Origin of the sequence: Salarchaeum japonicum (assembly GCF_049705945.1) — an archaeon.
Lineage (GTDB): Archaea > Halobacteriota > Halobacteria > Halobacteriales > Halobacteriaceae > Salarchaeum > Salarchaeum japonicum_A.
Genome location: NZ_JBNAMV010000004.1, coordinates 1,579,069 through 1,596,404, shown reverse-complemented (window position 1 = coordinate 1,596,404; position 17,336 = coordinate 1,579,069). Strand labels below are relative to the sequence as shown.

General features: G+C 60.8%; 24 protein-coding genes. 10 read left to right on the top strand and 14 right to left on the bottom strand.

All coding sequences use genetic code 11. The features are described from left to right. Positions 1 to 168: 168 nt before the first annotated feature. The 7 genes from ACOZ4O_RS10420 to ACOZ4O_RS10390 all read right to left on the bottom strand — a co-directional run bounded on the left by ACOZ4O_RS10420 (position 169) and on the right by ACOZ4O_RS10390 (position 5,269). Complete coding sequence (locus ACOZ4O_RS10420) at positions 169 to 381, bottom strand: hypothetical protein (protein ID WP_424525245.1); 213 nt, start codon at positions 379 to 381, stop codon at positions 169 to 171. 4 nt (positions 382 to 385) lie between these two features. Further along, positions 386 to 595, bottom strand: coding sequence for a hypothetical protein (locus ACOZ4O_RS10415; protein ID WP_424525244.1), 210 nt, complete (start codon positions 593 to 595; stop codon positions 386 to 388). Positions 596 to 966: 371 nt separating this feature from the next. Beyond that, positions 967 to 1,281, bottom strand: coding sequence for a hypothetical protein (locus ACOZ4O_RS10410; protein ID WP_424525243.1), 315 nt, complete (start codon positions 1,279 to 1,281; stop codon positions 967 to 969). 13 nt (positions 1,282 to 1,294) lie between these two features. Further along, positions 1,295 to 2,230 carry a site-specific tyrosine recombinase/integron integrase gene (xerA, locus tag ACOZ4O_RS10405; protein WP_424526166.1) on the bottom strand — a complete coding sequence of 312 codons (936 nt, stop codon included), beginning with the start codon at positions 2,228 to 2,230 and terminating at the stop codon, positions 1,295 to 1,297. Position 2,231: 1 nt separating this feature from the next. Next, positions 2,232 to 2,741 (bottom strand): hypothetical protein, encoded by a 510-nt coding sequence (locus ACOZ4O_RS10400; RefSeq protein ID WP_004042144.1) that lies wholly within the window; start codon positions 2,739 to 2,741, stop codon positions 2,232 to 2,234. Between the two features lie 366 nt (positions 2,742 to 3,107). Further along, positions 3,108 to 4,496, bottom strand: a complete 1,389-nt coding sequence (locus tag ACOZ4O_RS10395) for an HNH endonuclease family protein (protein WP_424525242.1) — start codon at positions 4,494 to 4,496, stop codon at positions 3,108 to 3,110. Positions 4,497 to 4,558: 62 nt separating this feature from the next. Further along, complete coding sequence (locus ACOZ4O_RS10390; protein ID WP_424525241.1) at positions 4,559 to 5,269, bottom strand: hypothetical protein; 711 nt, start codon at positions 5,267 to 5,269, stop codon at positions 4,559 to 4,561. Between the two features lie 95 nt (positions 5,270 to 5,364). Here ACOZ4O_RS10390 and ACOZ4O_RS10385 point away from each other — a divergent pair, with 95 nt between their 5' ends. After that, entirely contained in the window at positions 5,365 to 6,072 is a 708-nt protein-coding gene (locus ACOZ4O_RS10385; RefSeq protein WP_424525240.1) for a hypothetical protein, read from the top strand. A gap of 17 nt (positions 6,073 to 6,089) precedes the next feature. On the opposite strand, the gene ACOZ4O_RS10380 is transcribed toward ACOZ4O_RS10385, so the two are convergent. Beyond that, entirely contained in the window at positions 6,090 to 7,319 is a 1,230-nt protein-coding gene (locus tag ACOZ4O_RS10380) for a tetratricopeptide repeat protein (protein ID WP_424525239.1), read from the bottom strand. Positions 7,320 to 7,627: 308 nt separating this feature from the next. Further along, positions 7,628 to 7,912 carry a translation initiation factor eIF-1A gene (locus ACOZ4O_RS10375; protein WP_424525238.1) on the bottom strand — a complete coding sequence of 95 codons (285 nt, stop codon included), beginning with the start codon at positions 7,910 to 7,912 and terminating at the stop codon, positions 7,628 to 7,630. A 197-nt stretch (positions 7,913 to 8,109) separates the two neighbouring features. Here ACOZ4O_RS10375 and ACOZ4O_RS10370 point away from each other — a divergent pair, with 197 nt between their 5' ends. From ACOZ4O_RS10370 to ACOZ4O_RS10360, 3 genes are read left to right on the top strand one after another with little or no spacing between them, the layout of a single operon-like run. Continuing rightward, positions 8,110 to 8,274 (top strand): hypothetical protein, encoded by a 165-nt coding sequence (locus ACOZ4O_RS10370; protein ID WP_424525237.1) that lies wholly within the window; start codon positions 8,110 to 8,112, stop codon positions 8,272 to 8,274. A gap of 41 nt (positions 8,275 to 8,315) precedes the next feature. Then, positions 8,316 to 9,362: an extracellular solute-binding protein gene (locus ACOZ4O_RS10365; RefSeq protein WP_424525236.1), complete on the top strand. Its 1,047-nt coding sequence runs from the start codon at positions 8,316 to 8,318 to the stop codon at positions 9,360 to 9,362. Positions 9,363 to 9,404: 42 nt separating this feature from the next. After that, positions 9,405 to 9,752, top strand: a complete 348-nt coding sequence (locus ACOZ4O_RS10360; RefSeq protein ID WP_424525235.1) for a DUF5518 domain-containing protein — start codon at positions 9,405 to 9,407, stop codon at positions 9,750 to 9,752. An 81-nt stretch (positions 9,753 to 9,833) separates the two neighbouring features. On the opposite strand, the gene ACOZ4O_RS10355 is transcribed toward ACOZ4O_RS10360, so the two are convergent. From ACOZ4O_RS10355 to ACOZ4O_RS10340, 4 genes are read right to left on the bottom strand one after another with little or no spacing between them, the layout of a single operon-like run. Next, positions 9,834 to 10,121 carry a hypothetical protein gene (locus ACOZ4O_RS10355; RefSeq protein ID WP_424525234.1) on the bottom strand — a complete coding sequence of 96 codons (288 nt, stop codon included), beginning with the start codon at positions 10,119 to 10,121 and terminating at the stop codon, positions 9,834 to 9,836. 37 nt (positions 10,122 to 10,158) lie between these two features. Then, the gene (locus ACOZ4O_RS10350; RefSeq protein WP_424525233.1) at positions 10,159 to 11,346 is read right to left on the bottom strand and encodes a redox-regulated ATPase YchF; all 1,188 of its coding nucleotides are present in this window, start codon (positions 11,344 to 11,346) and stop codon (positions 10,159 to 10,161) included. Between the two features lie 54 nt (positions 11,347 to 11,400). Then, a complete protein-coding gene (locus ACOZ4O_RS10345) occupies positions 11,401 to 11,724 on the bottom strand; it encodes a nucleoside triphosphate pyrophosphohydrolase (protein WP_424525232.1) in 324 nt (107 codons plus the stop codon). Positions 11,725 to 11,749: 25 nt separating this feature from the next. Further along, entirely contained in the window at positions 11,750 to 11,929 is a 180-nt protein-coding gene (locus tag ACOZ4O_RS10340; protein WP_424525231.1) for a DUF5786 family protein, read from the bottom strand. 107 nt (positions 11,930 to 12,036) lie between these two features. Here ACOZ4O_RS10340 and ACOZ4O_RS10335 point away from each other — a divergent pair, with 107 nt between their 5' ends. After that, on the top strand, positions 12,037 to 12,405 hold the full coding sequence (locus ACOZ4O_RS10335; protein ID WP_424525230.1) for a cupin domain-containing protein: 369 nt from the start codon (positions 12,037 to 12,039) through the stop codon (positions 12,403 to 12,405). Here ACOZ4O_RS10335 and ACOZ4O_RS10330 read toward each other — a convergent pair. After that, complete coding sequence (locus ACOZ4O_RS10330; protein WP_424525229.1) at positions 12,402 to 13,109, bottom strand: fumarylacetoacetate hydrolase family protein; 708 nt, start codon at positions 13,107 to 13,109, stop codon at positions 12,402 to 12,404. The two genes, ACOZ4O_RS10335 and ACOZ4O_RS10330, sit on opposite strands and share 4 nt — an antisense overlap. Positions 13,110 to 13,187: 78 nt before the next feature. On the opposite strand from ACOZ4O_RS10330, the gene ACOZ4O_RS10325 reads away from it, so the two are divergent. The 5 genes from ACOZ4O_RS10325 to ACOZ4O_RS10305 are packed head-to-tail and all read left to right on the top strand — an operon-like array spanning position 13,188 to position 17,327. Then, complete coding sequence (locus ACOZ4O_RS10325; protein WP_424525228.1) at positions 13,188 to 13,448, top strand: transcriptional regulator; 261 nt, start codon at positions 13,188 to 13,190, stop codon at positions 13,446 to 13,448. 43 nt (positions 13,449 to 13,491) lie between these two features. Next, positions 13,492 to 14,328 carry a rhodanese-like domain-containing protein gene (locus tag ACOZ4O_RS10320; protein ID WP_424525227.1) on the top strand — a complete coding sequence of 279 codons (837 nt, stop codon included), beginning with the start codon at positions 13,492 to 13,494 and terminating at the stop codon, positions 14,326 to 14,328. Between the two features lie 36 nt (positions 14,329 to 14,364). After that, positions 14,365 to 15,273: a sodium:calcium antiporter gene (locus ACOZ4O_RS10315; RefSeq protein WP_424525226.1), complete on the top strand. Its 909-nt coding sequence runs from the start codon at positions 14,365 to 14,367 to the stop codon at positions 15,271 to 15,273. A 40-nt stretch (positions 15,274 to 15,313) separates the two neighbouring features. Continuing rightward, positions 15,314 to 16,642, top strand: a complete 1,329-nt coding sequence (locus ACOZ4O_RS10310; RefSeq protein WP_424525225.1) for a GTPase — start codon at positions 15,314 to 15,316, stop codon at positions 16,640 to 16,642. Between the two features lie 46 nt (positions 16,643 to 16,688). Then, positions 16,689 to 17,327, top strand: coding sequence for a helix-turn-helix domain-containing protein (locus ACOZ4O_RS10305; RefSeq protein WP_424525224.1), 639 nt, complete (start codon positions 16,689 to 16,691; stop codon positions 17,325 to 17,327). The last annotated feature ends 9 nt before the right edge of the window (positions 17,328 to 17,336 follow it).

Sequence of the window (17,336 nt, the reverse complement as noted above, 5' to 3'; positions counted from 1 at the left end):
ATATTCGGAAGTCATTCTTGTCTTGCGTTCTCTCTCGCGTAAGGAGTAATAACAACTCGGGGATGAAGGTAAAAACCAGAATTTGATTTAGGAATGGAGAGCACGCAAGATGAGGTTAGCGAACGTGGAGCGTCGTAGGTTCCCCTATTTATACTATATCAATAGTTGTCACTCGTCGATTACTCTTGCAATTAGGTGTGGTCCCTCATACGCTTCCAAAATTTCATCAGAGTCATCGATATCTGGAGTCGCCGGCTGACTCAACTCCCATCGAATCCAGTCCTCAAACCCCTCCTCGATGCTTTCGACCACGTCGCCGTCTTCGATTATACCGAGGTTGTGTAGCTCGCCGGCGTGGTACATCTGAAAGAGAATCTGCATCGGTCTACTCCTCGTCCTCTGCCAGCGGGACAGCGTTGATGTAGTGGTTATTCAATGCCCGTCTTAGGTGGTCCTCATCATCCAAATCATACTCTCCTTCTATTGTCGCCTCCAGTTCGCCAGTTGGGTCCTCGACTATTTCACCGTCAGCAATCTTCCCGAGGACATCCCAGTCGTCCCTCTCTTCGTTGAGTCCAAAAATGAGCAATGCCACGTCAAATCACCGTATCAATAATCGCTCTGTTTCATCATAAGACTCCCGAGCAACAGACTGAATCGGTCTCTGTTGGTCTGTAACGGCGTGGAGGTCCTAGCTGAGAGAACTGAGAACGCGTTCATCAGCAATCGAATACCAGTCATCATCGAGAGCAACAATCCGTTCTCTGGAGCAATCACGTACACTAAGGAGCAGCCACTGATTGATAGAGAAAATGTCAGGACGTCCAGGTCAAAGATAGCATCGGACTGAGTGTTACTTATCAGGAGTAGAGAGCCGTTCGATGACGATTAAGAGTCAATCTATTCGGTTCGCTCAGAAATACGTGAGCAGTCGAGGGACTACTACCAGCGTACACTCTTTGGGATTCAGAGCGAGGTGTCGAGCCCTGACTCTTCGACCCAGTCGAGGTATTCGGCGTCGTTCAACTCCTCAACGACTCGCCGGGACTCTTCGCTATCGTAGCCAGCCATAACATACCCATTCGAGTACGAGGCAGCCAGATACCGGAGCAGTTCTCGTCCATCCGTGTACTCGCCGATGATTGGGTCGCGGTCGTCCTGAATCCGGTCTCGGAGAGATTCTGCTGTTGGCGTCTCCCCCGATACCTCACCCTCAATCGTAACGCGTGCTACCTCCTCAGGGTCTTCCCACGGGTTTCGATAAATAATGACTTCGACCAACTGTCCATCCTCGTTAGAGTCCAATTTCCTTGATGCAGCTCAGGTACTCTTCTTTCGCCTCGTCCCGGTCGACGCGAGTATAGATATCCATTGTCTCGGTCTTGGCGTCCCCACGGATATATTTCAGAATGTACGGCTTCATTCCCTGTTTCCGCATTAGCGTCGTGAACACCGTGCGGAACGTGTGAGGTGTGAATTTCTTCTCGAACCGTCGTTCTTCTTTGGGGGCGACGCCGGCGCGGTCGGCGGCGGCTTTCACTTCCCGTCGAATCCGCTCTTTCGAGAGCCGTCCTCCTTTGTTGCTTGTGAAGAGATATGACGAATCTGAATCGGCGTTGACGAACTGATAGCGTTTGATTGCGTAGATGGTCTCGTCATCGATTGGGACGACAGTCTGTTTGCCGCCCTTGCGTTCTCGGAGTCGAATGAATCCCTTCTCGAGGTCGACGTCGTCCTCTTCGATGGAGAGAACTTCCAGCAGTCGAGCACCGGTCTTTGCGAGGATGATGGTGACGGTCTTGTCTCTCGGGTCTGGGATGGCGTTGATGAGTTTACAGGCATTCTCCCACGTCGCGCAGTCTGGCCGGTCTGGGCGAATCCGGGGAATTTCCTCCATCACGACCGCAGCGGGATTGCTGGTGATTCCCTCGAACTGCGGCCGTTTCATCGTATAGCCGTAGAAGCTGGAGAGGACTTCCAGGTACTTCTTTTTCGAGTTCTGGGAGACGCCGCGTTCTGTGAGCGCCATTAGATAGTCCTCGACGTGGCGAATCTCGACTTCGCTAGGTGAGAGGTCCGGGAATTGGTCGTGGAAGAATTCACGCAGGATGCGACTGTACGAGTTGAGCGTTCTTTCGCTCCGACCAGTCGCGTGCTTTCGAGTGATGAAGTAGTTGACCTCGTCGTGCTTGTTGTCGTAGACTTTCGAGGAACCGGGTTCGGCTCCCATGTTAGTTCCCCTCCTTGAGCCGCCAGCCGTGTCCACGCTGGAATTCAACCTGCCCGTTCTCGGCTAAGGCGTACAGCCGGTTCTCGATTTGTCGTTGGAGGTGTTGGGCGACATCGTCACTAGCAGAGACGCGCTCTATGAGTTCGTCTAGTGATTGGTACTGCTGGTCTAGTACCCGAGTGACGAGGTCATCGATACTGAGGTGGGTTCGACCACCGCCGCCTTGTCGAGCCTCTTCAAGTTGCGTTTGGAGGTCGTCGATTTTGTTTTGGAGTTGCTTGACTGTCTGGTCCTGTGTTTGGATGAAGGGTGCGCCGCTGTCCCGATACATCCGGGCTTCCTGAATCAGGTCGTAGAGGTACCGGCTGAGGCTGGACCCTTCGTGTTCGGCTTCTTCCCACCATTCCTCTTTGTGCTGTTTGGCGGGGAAGAGTTCGGCTCTGGTCGTATTCTTGTGGAGCGTTTGGAAGTCCCGTTCGTCGCTGGGGCTGTCCACAGATGTCTCTGTCATACTAGAACCTCCGAATAGTCATTGGGTTGTTAGGTTAATGATATTACCGGTAAAAACGCGGTCTATGTCCTGATTTCGTGGGAGGCGGACTTGGGGATTTCGTCGTCTCAGTCGTCGTTATGTCTCTGCCATCGAGCTTCTTGAACGAGTTCGACCAGATAGCGACTCAGGCTGATTCCTTGTTCGTCGGCCTCTTGCTGCCATTGGCCTTTATGCTGGCGGTGACAGTAGACATCTACGCTGGTCATCCCCTCGCCTAATCCCTTGTTGTCGTCCATCGGCCGACGGGGCGCTAATGGTACATCAGTCATCGAAAATCACCATCTAATCGGATGGCTGTCAGGATATTAATGATACTGCTGGACGCTATCGGCTCCGATTATGATGAGGACAGAGTACCCGTGCGTTTTCGAGAACAGTCTGGCCGCCCTGTGAGTGCTCCTCGATGTGGTCGGCGTCCCAATTGCTCCACGACACTTTTGCCTCCTCTTCGGTTTTCCCTTCGTCTACGCACATCTCGCAGATACGGTCACTCTCGATGAAGAGCTTAATTCGCTGCGCTCGGGAGAATGCTCGTTGACTGTCGGTTTCTTGAATATCGGGTTCTGTCTCCCAGAAGGCGTTTTCGAGGATGTAGTGTCGCTTGTTGACTGCTCCTCGGTTCTGCTGGCGAGCCTCCTTGAATTGGAGCATTTCGCTGTCGTCTGTATCCTCAACTTCGAACCGCTTGAACCACTCTTCGGTGAAATCCCGGACCTCGTCGTAGTTGTCTCGCCCGAAGTTGTAATCTCCAAACTCCAACTCGCGGATGAGCGAATACAGGCTGAGGATGAAGTACTCCTTGTTTAGGAACTCTATCTCTCCGTTCCCGTTCTTCAGGTCGGTATCGCGGTAGAGCTCCGTGAGGAGGTCAAGCATCCGCTGAACGCGCTGAATCTCATCGCGTTGTTTGAACTCCTCTAAGTCCTCGTGGACAGTGAACCCCTCTCGCTTGCAGTCGAATAGTTTGGTAACCTCTTTTCCGGTGACTTTCGTCGGGCCTTCATCAATTTCAATCAGGATGAAGCGAGCGAGGAGTGAGAGTTGCTGGAGTCGGTCGTTGTTCCGAGCGAGAAGCGTAAAGAACTCGTGGCGGTTCGGGTTGTCGTCGCGGCTTTCGTAGTTCTCTCGGTCGAAGCTGATGTCGTCGGCTGTCTGGACGATGAAGTTCCGAACGGGGCTGTAGGTCTTACTGTGGTTCTTCTCGATGTTGGTCAGATGTTCGCCCTGCTGGAGTCGCCAGAATACTTTCGTCGCTAACTCCTGATGGCGCTTGTCGTCGGGGTCGTCGATACCCCGCAGCTTGATGACTTTGAGCGAACACTGAGAATCGATATACTCCTGGACGTCCTCGCTAAGTTCGGAGTATCGTTTCCCCGCAATCTCGTGTTCGGGGTTTAGTTCGCGGAGTTCGGGGGTATCGGGGAGTGCGAATTCGTCCTCGAAGAATTCTTGAATCGCGGTGATTCGCTGTTGGCCGTCGACGACTTCGAGACGGAGGTCGTTACCGTCGAGGACAACTTGTCGGATTACAACAGGCGGGACGTAGAGTTGGCGAACGAAGCTGTCGATTAGTTCCTTCTTCTTTCCGGTATCCCAGACGGTCTTTCGCTGGTAGGGTGGTCGCTTGACGAAGTATTCGCTATCGCTGTGGAACTTACTGATGTCCCAGTCTTCGTCGTTCGAATTGAGAGGGTCATCGACGTAGATTGCCATACTATTGCTGTACAGACATTACCAATATAATAGTGTCCTGTCGCTACGATGGCGGTCGATTCTTAGACTCGCGAAGTTTCCTCTATCTGGTCACGGAAGAGGTCGAGAAATTCAGGGTCGTAATCCTCGTCGACATGGTCCACATTCCACAGTCCGGATTCGCGGATTTTCTTGCTCCGACTATGATGGCCCAGCCAATCACCTGAACGAGCGTCAACGGCCTCTCGATGGTAGTTACTGAGGAGCGCAATCGTGTTTCGTTCGATGAAGGCTCGTTGGCTCTCGGCACTTGGTTCGTCGTCGACGTTCAGCCAGAGGAACGGCAGGTCCCGAAGATAGTCGCTTACTCGCCGCTCCATCTCGAGTTCATCAAGTCGGCGTTCCCGCTTCGCGCTTGAGCCCTCTCCCCAATGCGGATACTCATCGTGTCGGTCGTCACGTTCGACGAATGCCTCACCAACTCGTTTCCGGAAGACGGAGCCTCGGTGGTTCCCGCCACCTTCGTAGGTTCCCCGTTTTGCTCCGCGATGCGTTCTGAGTCGGTCCCAGAGCGAGGTACTGCTCCCCTCAGAGACAGCGTGAGTCCCGATGCGAGTAATTCGGTGTTGGTCGCCGCCGTCGCGGCATTCGTCTGATGCAAAGAAGAAGTAGACGCCTCGGTCGGGCCAGTCCATATAGCCGGTGCAGTCCTTGAGTTTCTGTTTTCCGCCGACTGTTTGCTCTAACTCGTCAAGGAGTCCATAGAGTCGGTTAATATCCTCACGTCGTACCATCGTTGTCCCTTAGCATATGCTACTCCGGTACGTCCACAAAGAGTTTCGTTCTCTGAGTAGTCATTCAGAACAAGAATACACCGATGGGATTGGATGTGCTCGTTATCTCACCTTGTTCCGGAACGAAGCGATTTGATGCCGTCATCGGTCCTAATGAGATAGATTCGAGAGAGCGGACTGAGTTACTGAGAGAATATCCTGATGCTGTCGCTTCGGCGGCTGAGATGTACACGGGACGCGAACACGAACATATCGAATCAGCCGTACAACAGCTTTTGAAGGTTGCCAATGTTGATTGGCGTATCATCTCTGCCGGGTTTGGTGTCCTCTCTGCTGGGACAGAGATTCCGTCCTACGAGTGTACGTTCAGCGAGATTGAGCAGGTTCGTCAACGGGCAGAACGGATGAACCTCGACGTAGATACGATGACTAATAACGAGTTGGTAGCGGCTGTTAGCCGGGAGAAAAACATTCCTCAGGACCTCCGGCAAATTCTTGCCGAAGGCTACGACTTGGTCTTCGTCATATTGGGGACCAAGTATCTGATTGCCGCTCAGGAAGCGTTAGCCTCGGTGCCGGAGGAGACTACTGCATTCGCGTTTGCGTCCAAGGGTAGCAAGAAGTTCATCGGAGATTGTTACTGGATTCCGGCGACTGAGGAAGAGCGGAGTCGCCTTGGGACAACGTGGCTTGAACTGAGGGGGAGAGAACTACTCACCTTAGCACAGAATATCAGGAACGAGGAGCATTTTGAACAATTGAGAGACGCGCCTGAGAAGGCAAAGAAACTGAGTATGTCATAGCGTGCCTCAGTAACCTATCAAATTCCACTGAGGTACGGAACATCTACGATAGAGGCCAATAAGAGGAGAGTCCCAATTAGTATTATACCTCCAATCCGAACCGGTCTCGAGTATCCACTTTCCTTATCAGGCAGCATAAGACTGAAACCGCCAAATGAAACGAGTATTCCACCGATTAGTGTGATAATGAGCGACCTCGCTTCGGAAACTGAGCTCGTTATTTCTGTAACTTGGACAGAAGTCACTACGACAGCGAGAAGGGCTGTAAAGAAGCCAATAAACTGTAACGTCTGAGTGCGATATTTTTCTACTGCATCCTCAAGTTTAGATTCTATACTATCGTATTTCCCATCCAGAGATTCGTATTGCTTTTCGAGGGAGTCGTGCTTCTCTGAGATTTCCTCAAGTTGGTCTTGGGCCTCCTCGTATTGGGATTCTATCTTCTGTATCTGCCTTTTCGACTTGATTGTTCTCAGGATACTTCTAAAGGAGGCCGTATTGGGTTGTCCTTGTGTTTCTTCATCCAGTCGGAGTTCGATAGCTCGTTGAACATTTCGCTCAGCTTCGTCCAACTCTCCACGAAGAGAATATACCCGACCCAGTGTCGCATAGTATTCGGCTTCGGTAGAATCCTGCCGAACGGCTTTCTCGGCGTACTCTAATGCGAGTTCACTAACATCACTATCGCCAATGTCTAAATCGAGGGATTCGATTCCAAATTGCTCGTCGACTTCAACTATCTGAGCTGCGAAGTTGTCGTAAATAGACGGATTCTCAATTTGCGCATCTACCGCTTCGTGTGCTAACTGAAGCCCTGTCTGTCGATGCTCACGCTCATACCCGTAGCGATACAGTAATGAGCGGAAATACGGCTTTGTTGGTCTATCGGGTACAGAGTCTCTGTACTCTTCATCAAGCTCTGAAAGGGTGTTAAAATCAGAGGGATTTGGGAGTATTGAACGCTTGGCCATCAAGACGAACAGGCCAAATCTGATATCGTCTGGGTCGGCATCTGTTTCAATAGAATCTGCACTTAGCAGGTCGTCTATAGTGTGCCAAAACGTATCGCTAGCGAATCTAGTGAGATAGTCCTCATATTCGTATCCACCCTCTTGCAGCGTACCCTGTTCTACGTGCTCGTAAATATCTTCGAGAAATTCGATGATATCATCCGGATTGTCCCGAGCGACAACTCCAAAATCATCGAAATAATCGTCCTCCAGTTGTTGGATGGGCCTAAGTGACATATGTTCACTCGTGCTAACTCGACAAATTCACCGTAGTATGATTATTCTATGGATGAACGACGATTCCAGTCCTGTCCAGTAAATCGCGGCCTGCTTATTCGTAGCGGGGATAGTCGCCTTCAGCCTGAAAGTATTCCGCTACATAGGGCGCATCTCGGCGTGTATCCCTACGCAGTCTATCGATTTGGTGAGAATCGATTTTTCCCGTAAATAGTTTCGTAAGTCGGTAATATTCACTGGTTCGAGTGCCGAGGCCGTTTTCGCTGGACGCGTGGCTACGCGGTCGTGAACGAGTGTGAAGAGTAAAGTTAGTCGATGTGGCCTTCTTCGCGGAGCTGCTCGGCTGCCTGCTCGTCGTATCGCCATTCGACGTTGGCTTTTTCGTCCTGCCAGTCCCACGGTTCGGCGAGGACGACGTCGCCCTCGTTGATCCAGACCCGGTACTTCATGCGGCCTGGGATTCGGCCCATTCGCGTCTTTCCGTCGGCACACTTGAGTTCGACGTGGTTGCCCCCGTTGTGTTGGGAGACCACGGCGAAGACCTCATCGTCGTTTGGCATCCGGAGGTTCCGGCGGCCACTTTCTTCACTCACAGCGTTATTTGGTGGGGGAGACGGTAAAGTCATCCGATATGTGTGGTACCACGGGGCAGCCGACACCGCGGTAGAGCATGAACATTTATGATAGTCTCGCGTATTGGCCTACTTGTGATGCTATCCGTATCCAAACTCGCACGCCAGCACGCCCCAGCCAGCCCCGTCCGCTATCCACCCGAATCCACACCACCCAGATGAGCCAGAGCACGACACGACCCGCCGCATCGCCCACCGACCACCCGACCATCGAGGACACGACCCCGTGGGTCGAGCGCTGTCAGCGACAGTTCAGTTCCTCCGACCGCCGCCTCCACAACCTCGTCGACGACGAAAATCACGCGATGCACGGCGGCGTGTAGGTCGTAAAAGCCTAAGGTCGTCGTGTGACGAGAACCGAGTGATGCGTCGTCGCGCCCTCCTCACCTCGCTCGCCTCCGGCGCGCTCGCCGGGCTCGCCGGCTGCGCGGACACCAGTACGCCGCCAGAAACTGTGCGAGCGGGCGCAACCCGTGAGTTCGTCGCGTCCAGTCCGGACGCCGAAATCGCCGGGAACTGGCTCGCCGAGGAGTTTCGGGCGCGCACGGAAACCGCGCTCACCTGGGAGACGCCGCCGGGCGCGCTGTCCGCGTACGTCGCGCGCCACCTGCAGGGCGCGGCGGTCGACGCAGACGCCTTCCTCGGGGTGACGCCCGCGACGCTCGCCACCGCACGCGAGCGCACCGACGACCTGTTCGCGCCCGCGAGCGGCTACGACGAGGTTCCGGACGCCTACGAGTTCGACCCCGACGCGCGCGTTCTCCCCGTGACGCGCTCCGACGTATGTCTCGTGTACGACGAGACGAAGGTCGACCCGCCCGAGACGTTCGGGGAGTTCTTCTCGCCGGCACACGCGCCGCTGACGCTCGTCCCCGACCCGCGGACGGACGCGCTCGGCCGCGCGTTCTTCACCTGGTCCGTCCGCGAGTTCGGTATCTACGACGCCTGCGAGCGCTGGCGGAAGTTCCTCGACGCGGGCGCGCACCTCGTCACGTCGAGCACGGACGCGCGGACCGCGTACCGGAACGGCCTCGGCGGCCTGCTCGTCGGCACGTCCACGACGCCGCTGTTCGCCGCGCGGGACCGCCTCAACCTCGAACGCTACCGCGTGCAGTTCCTCGACGGCGCGGCGTACCGACACGTCGAGGGCGTCGGGCGGTTCGCGGACGCCGTGAACCCGGAGAACGCCGACGCGTTCACGAGATTCCTCCTGAATCCGAACGTCCAGGGCCGGATGGCCGTCCTCACCGGCTCACTCCCCGTCATCGAGGACGCGGCGCTCCCCGAGGACTTCGACCAGTACGTTCGAACGCCCGACACCACCGTCCGCCCCCACTACGACCTGCTCGCGGCGTCCCTCGACGACTGGCTCGCGGCCTGGCAGCGCACCGTCACCGCCGCACGCGCCTGAAACGGCACAACCGACTTATCCCGGGGTCACATTCTGACGCGTATGGCGAAAGAGAACACCCTCATCAACGCCCTGATCGGTGCCGCGGTCACGGTCATCCTCTCGTTCACGGGCGTCTCACCCCTCCTCGGCGGCGCGGCCGCCGGCTACCTCCAAGCGAACGGTCCCCAGGACGGCGCGCGCGTCGGCGCGATTTCGGGCGTCATCGCGTCCCTCCCAATCATCCTCGTGCTCGCGCTGTTCTCCGCCGCGCTCCCCTTTGCCCCCATCGAGTTCGCCGCGCTCGGCGTCGTCGCGGTCATCTTCGTCGTCGTGTTCGCCGTCGGGTTCACCGCCGCGATGAGCGCGGTCGGCGGCTACCTCGGCGGCTACATCGAAGAAGAGTACTAGGCGGCGACCACCGAGAACGACACGTCCCGCGCACGGATATCCACGATAAGTCCGGACGAATCGCTCGCCCACTCGTCCCAGTCACGCGTCCCCTTCGGTCCGTTCTCGACATCGACAGTGACGCGAACCGTCGATGAATGGAACGGGGTTTTCGTACGTCTGAGTTGCCCCCGCGACTATCGAAACGGTGTCGTCGAGTACTCGCGTGCCGTCCTCGCGAACGACCCGAACAGTAACCGCCACCTCGTTCGCGGTGTGGTTCGTCACGACGATGTCGCTAACGCCGGTGTCCTGCGACGACGTACAGCCGGCAAGTCCGAGCGCGGCGAGCGTCACCGTCCGGGCGACCCACCGACGAGTGACTGCCATCACTGGAAAGAGAGAGCGCGACGAAGAGCTTTCGGGGTTACTGGTTCGTGGAGACGACTTCGACCACGTCGCCGGTTTCGAGTTCGGTGTCGGCGCCGATCTGGCGGTCGGTCCGGCAGTCGATGGCGTGGAGGAAGCCCTCGCCGATATCGGAGTGGAGGTGGTACGCGAAGTCCTCGGCGGTCGAGTCGGCGGGGAGGACGAAGCAGTCGGGGAACGGGCCGTTCGTCCAGTTCCCGCTCGCGCTCCCGGGGAAGACGGCGACGGCGTCGAGTTCCTCGAACAGCGCGGCTTCGAGCGCGCGCTGGACGCCGGACCCGTCGAACTCGCCGATGAAGTCCCGGATCTGTTCGAGGCCCGCGGACTGCTCGTCGGAGATGTCGCCCGTGATGTCGAAGTCGCCCGCGCCGGGCGTGTACTCGACGACGTCGTTCTCCTCCGCGGTCTTGAGCGCTTTCTCGGCGTGCGCGCTGCACGGGACGATGGTGAGGTGGTCGTAGTCGGGGTCGTTCGTGATTTCTTCGTAGTTCTCGCGGGCTTCGGGGGTGTCCATCTTGTTCGCCGCGACGACCATCGGTTTCGTGCGCTTGCGGATTTCGCGGGCGAGTTCGAGTTCGTCCGCGTCGTCCCACGTTTCGGGGTCGAGTTCGAGGCCGAGCGAGAGAATCACCTGCTTGATTTCGTCCTTGTTCGTGCCGAACGCGCTCATCTGTTCCGCGAGTTCGACTTCGAGTTCCGTCTCCGCCATGTGCCGGGTTTCGAAGCGCTCGATTCCCTTCTCCAGAATCCCGAGGTACCACTGGTCGAGTTCTTCTTCGAGGAAGTCGATGTCGTCGCGGGGGTCGTGGCCCTCCGTCGGTTCGCCCTCCATGTCCGTCTCCCCGGAGAAGTCCACGACGTGCACGAGCACGTCCGCCTCGTTCAGGTCGGTGAGGAACTGATTCCCGAGACCCTTCCCCTCGTGCGCGCCCGGAATCAACCCCGCCACGTCCACGAGTTTTACGGGGACGAAGCGCTTGTCGTTCCGGCAGTAGCCCGTGTTCGGTTCGCATTGCTCGTCGAAGTCCGGGGCCGCGCAGTCCACGCGGACGTACGCCTCGCCGAGACTCGGGTCGATGGTCGTGAACGGGTACGCGCCCTCCGGCACGTCACCCATCGTCGCCGCGTTGAAGAACGTGGACTTCCCGACCGAGGGCTTGCCCACGAGACCGATTTTGTAACTCATTACCCGATGGAGGCGATTCGCGCCTAAACGGGTTCTGAAAGCCCCGGTAGCGTGTTACTCGTTGGCAGAACGCACTGCGTGGAGGACGATGCCGTCCGCGAACTCGCCGCGCTCCTTGCGCTTTCGCTCGCGAGCGTCCCGCACGTCCTGCCCGGCGATAGATTCGGCGCTCTGGAGGGCGTCGAGGACGGCGCGCACGTCCGCCAGTTCCTCGGGTGAGGGGTCGTCGTGGAACTCCGCGACTTCCTCGTCCAGTTTCTCGTGCAACCGCGCCCGATACTGCTCGCCGGACACCCGGTCGGTCTCGGGCGTTTCGCCGTCTGCTCGAATCAAGTCGGGGATATCGTCGCGAACCAGTTTGTCGTACGTCTCGCGCACGACCGAAAACGAACGCTCCGGGGCCTTATTCTTCGTCGCTTTCTTTCATGTCGCTGAGCGCGTCCACGAGCGCGTCGGTGTCGTCGCCGCCCTCCAGCGCGACTTCGCCCTCGTGGTCGTTCTCGTGGACGTTCACGCCCGCGCTCTCGTCCACGTCCGCGCTCTGGTCTTTCTGCTCGGATTCGTCGTAGCTACCGAAGCCCATTGGGTTCGAGTAAATGGTGGGAGGACGGAAGAACCTCCCGGACACGTCCGGCCGTGCTATGCCTCCGCGTCCCGAACGCTCATCGGACCCGACACCCATCGATGGGTATGGAGAAGGTCAGTCTCGACTCGGCGTTTGCGTCGTTCGACGAGCAGTGGAGTCCGCGCGTGCTCGCGGAGGCGAACGACCAGCACGTGAAGGCCGCGCGGCTGGAGGGCGAGTTCGTCTGGCACGCCCACGACGACGCGGACGAACTGTTCTACGTCCTCGACGGCAGCCTCACCATCGAACTCCGCGACGAGGACGCGATAGAATTGGACGCGGGCGAACTCGTCGTCGTGCCCGCTGGCGTCGAACACAAGCCCGTCGCGGCCGACGGCGAGGCGAAAGTCCTGCTGGTCGAACCCGCGGGCACGCTGAACACGGGCGACGCCGACGACTCGGAGCGAACTGTCGAAGAGCCCGAGCGCCTCTAGCGCACGGTGTTGCGGAGGGTGCCGACGCCCTCGTAGGTGATGGCGACCTCGCTCCCGGGTTCGATGGTGCCGGGATTGGCGGGGCTGCCGAACGCGACCACGTCACCGGGCTGGAACGTGAAGCGCTCGCTGAGGAACGCGATGGTTTCGTGGGGGTCGAACAGCATCAGTTCGGTGTTCGACTCCTGGCGGCGCTCACCGTCCACGACGGTGTGCATGTCGATGCCCGTGGGGTCGAGGTCGGTCTCTATCCACGGGCCGAGCGGCCCGGAGCCGTCGAACGCTTTCCGCGCCGTACGGCCGGGTTGGTCGAGCGCGTCCACGTCGTTCATGATGGTGTAGCCGCGCACGACCTCGGGAACCTCGTCGACATCGAGGTCGGTGCAGGTCTCGTCGATGACGGCGGCGAGTTCGCCCGCGTACGTCACCTCCTCGGAGAAACTCGGGTACGGGATGGCGTCCCCGGGGCCGATGACGGAGACGGGCGGTTTGATGAAGAAGTCGGGCTGGTCGGGGCGCTCGTACTCCATCTGGTCGAGCGTCGCGGCGTAGTTCCGGCCGACGCAGTAGAGCGCGGACGGCGAACACGGCGCGAGCAGGTCGTCACGGGCAACGTCGTACGTGGCGTCGTCGGTAACGAGCGTGCCGTCCTCGTAGCGTCCCTCGACTGTTCCGTCGTCGACGGCGGCGCGAGCGAGCTTCATGCGCCCGGATTCACGCGACGGTGTGGTAGGCGTTTCCCTCCCGACACCGCCTTGCCAGTGCGCGCACTCTCTTCCAGTATGAGCCTGAACGAACACGCGAAGCGCGTGCACAACGTCGCACCCGACCCCGTGCTGTTGACGTTCGAGGACGGGGACGCGTACGAGTTCGAAATCGAGAGCGCGGAGTTCTTCCAGGAGGACTTCCAGGGGGAAGCCCGGCGGGTGGACGACGACGCGGCCTACCGGCTGGTGACGGACGGCGACGACCTCGTGGTCGGGCGGAACGCGGGCGACGGCTGGGCGACGTTCGGCGTCGTCACCGATGTCTCGCGGGCGTAGCCGGCTGCGTCAACCCTAACTTACCGGAGTCCCTGCTTCGGGTATGAACCGACGCGCGTTCCTCGGCGCGATGGGTGGCGCGGCCGCCGCCGGTCTCGCCGGCTGTCTCGGCGGCGGCGGTGCCGCGAACGGCACCGGCTCGTCCGCGCTCTACCATCCGGGGAACCTGGAGACGGCGTTCGTGCGGAGCGGCGACTATCCCGACGACCCCGACCCCGCGGACGGCCTGCCCCCCGAGTTCGGCGACCCGCCAGCGGAGCGCTCCATCGACACGTCCGCGTTCGAGACGCTGGACGTGGACGGACAGACCGTGAAGCTCGCGCCGAGTCAGGTGGCGAAGTACTGGTACGATCGCGGAGAGGCGCGGTTCGTGGACGCCCGCCCGAAGACCCAGTACGAGCACTCCCACATCTACGGCGCGGTGAACAGCCCCGCCCAGCCACAGTCCGCGGGCGGTCCCGTGGACGGCTGGCCGACCGACGACCGCGTCGTCGCCTACTGCGGGTGTCCCCACCACCTCTCCTCCATCCGCGCGTCCAGCCTGCAGGCCGCGGACTACACCGACGTGTACGTTATCGACGAGGGGTTCTGGGTTGGCTGGCACGACCAAGGATACCCGATGGCGGGCACGGACTTCGAGAAGCCCGCCGCCTACCACATCAACGGCCGCGTCGACCCCGCGTACAGCGGCGAGTACGCGTGGGCGACCGCCGTGGAGTCCGGCCAGCAGGAGGCCGCGCCCATCGGCGACGACGGGCGGTACGAACTCCACGTGCGGTTCAGCGACATCACGGACGCCACGACGATGCGCGTGGACACGCCCGCGTACAGCGTCACCGGCGAACTCGCCGACCTCGTCGCGGGCACGGTCACCGGATAGACCGCCCTTTTTCGGGTCGGCGGGCGAAGACGGGGCGTGCTCGCGACCGTCGCATCGCTCGTCGTCGCCGTCGGCATGCTCGTGTTCGGCGGCGACCGCGCCGTCGACGGTACGAGCGCGCTCGCCCGCCGGTACGGCGTCTCCACGTTCTTCGTCGGCATCACCGTCGTCGCCGTCGGCAGCAGCCTCCCCGAGATAGCGACCGCCGTCTACGGGTCGCTGTACGGCGCGGGCGACCTCGTCGTCGGCCACATCGTCGGGTCCGCCACGTCCCAGATAACGCTCGGCATCGGCGTGGTCGCGCTCGTCGGCCCGCTCGTCGTCTCCCGGGGAAAGGTCGCGGCGTACGGCGGCGGGATGCTCGCCGCGATGGCCGTGATGGGCGTTCTCGTCGCGACCGGCGGCGGTGTCACCCATCTCGAAGGCGTGGTCGCGGTCGCGCTCTACGTCGTCTTTCTCGCCGTCCTCTACGAACACGAGGACTACGAGGGCTTGACCGAGCGCACGAGAGACACGACGCGCGCCCGCGCCGCACTCCGCACCGTGGTCGGGCTGGCGCTCGTGGTCGCGGGCGGACACGTCCTCGTCTCCAGCGGCCGCACGCTCGCCGTCGAGACCGGCGTCCCAACCTACCTCGTCGGCGTCGTCACCGGTCTCGGCACCACGCTCCCGGAGATTACGGTCGCGGTGCTCGCGGTGCGCCGCGACAGGGAGGGCATCGCCGTCGGCACCCTCCTCGGGAGCAACATCACCGACCCGCTGTTCTCGCTCGGCGTCGGCGCGGCCGTCGGCGGCCTCACCGTCTCCGACGGCCTCTTCCTGCCCATCGCGTACATGACCGCGGCGTCCGCGGTCGTACTCGCGCTGCTCGCTCGGGAGGGCGCGGTGACTCGACGGGGCGCGCTCGCCTGCCTCGTTCTCTACCTCCCGGCCGTCCTCCTGTAGCGGCCTCCGGACTTTTGAGCGTCCGCGTTCTCGTGCGAGTATGACGGAACGCGTGGTCATCATGGGCGCGGCGGGCCGCGACTTCCACGACTTCAACACCGTGTTCAGGGGCGACGACGCCGTGGAAGTCGTGGCGTTCACGCGCGCGCCCGGCCAGAACCTCGGGGAGACCGACGAGGGCCACGAGCGCTACCCGCCCGAACTCGCCGGCCCCGGGTATCCGGACGGCATCCCGATTCGACCCGAAGCCGACCTCGAAGCTATCGTGCGCGAGGAAGACGTGGATACGGTCTGTTTCTCCTATTCGGACGTGTCGCACGAACACGTGATGCACGCGGCGGCCCGCGCGCTCGCGGCGGGCGCGGGGTTCCGGCTCGTCGGGCCGAAGGAGATGCAGGTGTCGGTGGACGTGCCGGTGGTGGCGGTGGACGCGGTGCGTACGGGCTGTGGGAAGTCACAGCTCTCGCGGGCGTTCGCGGACGAACTCGGGTCGCGCGGCCGGTCGGTGGCGGTGGTGCGCGAGCCGATGCCGTACGGCGACCTCGCCGCGGACCGCGTGCAGCGCTTCGACTCGATGGCGGACCTCGACGCGGCGGGCGTGACCGTGGAGGCGCGCGAGGAGTACGAACAGCACATCGAGCGCGGCCACACGGTGTACGCGGGCGTCGACTACGGGGCGGTGCTGGCGCGCGCGAGCGACGAGCACGACGTCGTGGTCTGGGACGGCGGGAACAACGAACTGCCGTTCGTGCGGCCGGACGCCCACTTCGTGCTCGCCGACCCCCTGCGGCCCGAAGACACCGACACGTACCATCCGGGGGAGGCGAACCTCCGGGCGGCGGACGCCGTCGTCGTGAACAAGGAGGACGCGGCGACCGACGACCAGATAGCGGAGACTGTCTCCCGCGTCCGGGACGCGAACCCCGACGCAGCCCTGTATCACGCGGACTCCGTGGTCACGGTGGACGACCCCGACCTCGTTCGGGACGCGTCGGTGCTCGTGGTGGAGGACGGCCCGACGCTCACGCACGGCGACGCCGAATACGGCGCGGGCGCGGTCGCCGCCGACGAGTACGGCGCGGTGGAACGCCTCGACCCCCGGGACGCAGCGGTCGGGTCTATCGCGAACATCCTGGAGACGTACGACCACCTCGACCGCGTGTTGCCTGCGATGGGGTACTCGGACGCGCAGCGCGCCGATCTCGAAGCGACCATCGACGCGGTCGACCCGGACGCGGTGGTCGCGGGGACGCCCGTGGACCTTTCTCGACTGGTGGACGTGGACGCGCCAATCGTGGACGTGTCCTACCGCATCGAACTCCACGACGCGACGCCCGGCGGCCTGCTGGACGCCCACCTCGACCTGTAACTCTATAGGCGAACAGGCTTATCACGAGAGGACTGCAACGGCATCCATGAGCGTTCTTCTCACGTTTCGTGTGCCCGCCGACACGGTCGCGTTCGGCCGGGCGGCGCGCGCGGCAGGCGTGAGCGTCACCGTCGATCCGCTCGTTCCGGTGGAAACCGGGACGCGGTCCCTGCACGTGGAGGGAACGACCGGCACGGACTTCTCCACGTTCGAAGGTGAACTCCGGGGAGCGCGCGCCGTCTCAGACCTCGAACTGCTCGACGACTACACGGACAGCCGCCGGTACTCGCTGTCGTGGACGGACGAGAACGAGGACGTGTTCGGCGACCTGCGGAGCGCGGGCGCGCACGTCCTGTCCGCGGGCGGGAACGGCGACCACTGGACGTTCGAGACGCGGTTTCGCAGCGAGGACGACCTCGCGGCGTTCAGCGACGACTGCCAATCGAAGGACGTGTCGCTCGAAGTCATGAGCCTGCAGAAGGACGGCCGCCCGACGGACGGCACGTTCGGACTGACCGCGGAACAACACGAGACCCTGCTCGCCGCGCTCGACGCCGGGTTCTACGACGTGCCGCGGAACACGACGACGGTCGAGCTCGCGGAGACGCTCGACATCTCCGACCAGTCGCTCTCCGAGCGGTTGCGGCGCGCGCACGCCGCCCTCGTGGAGAACGCGCTCCGATAGCCCCGCACA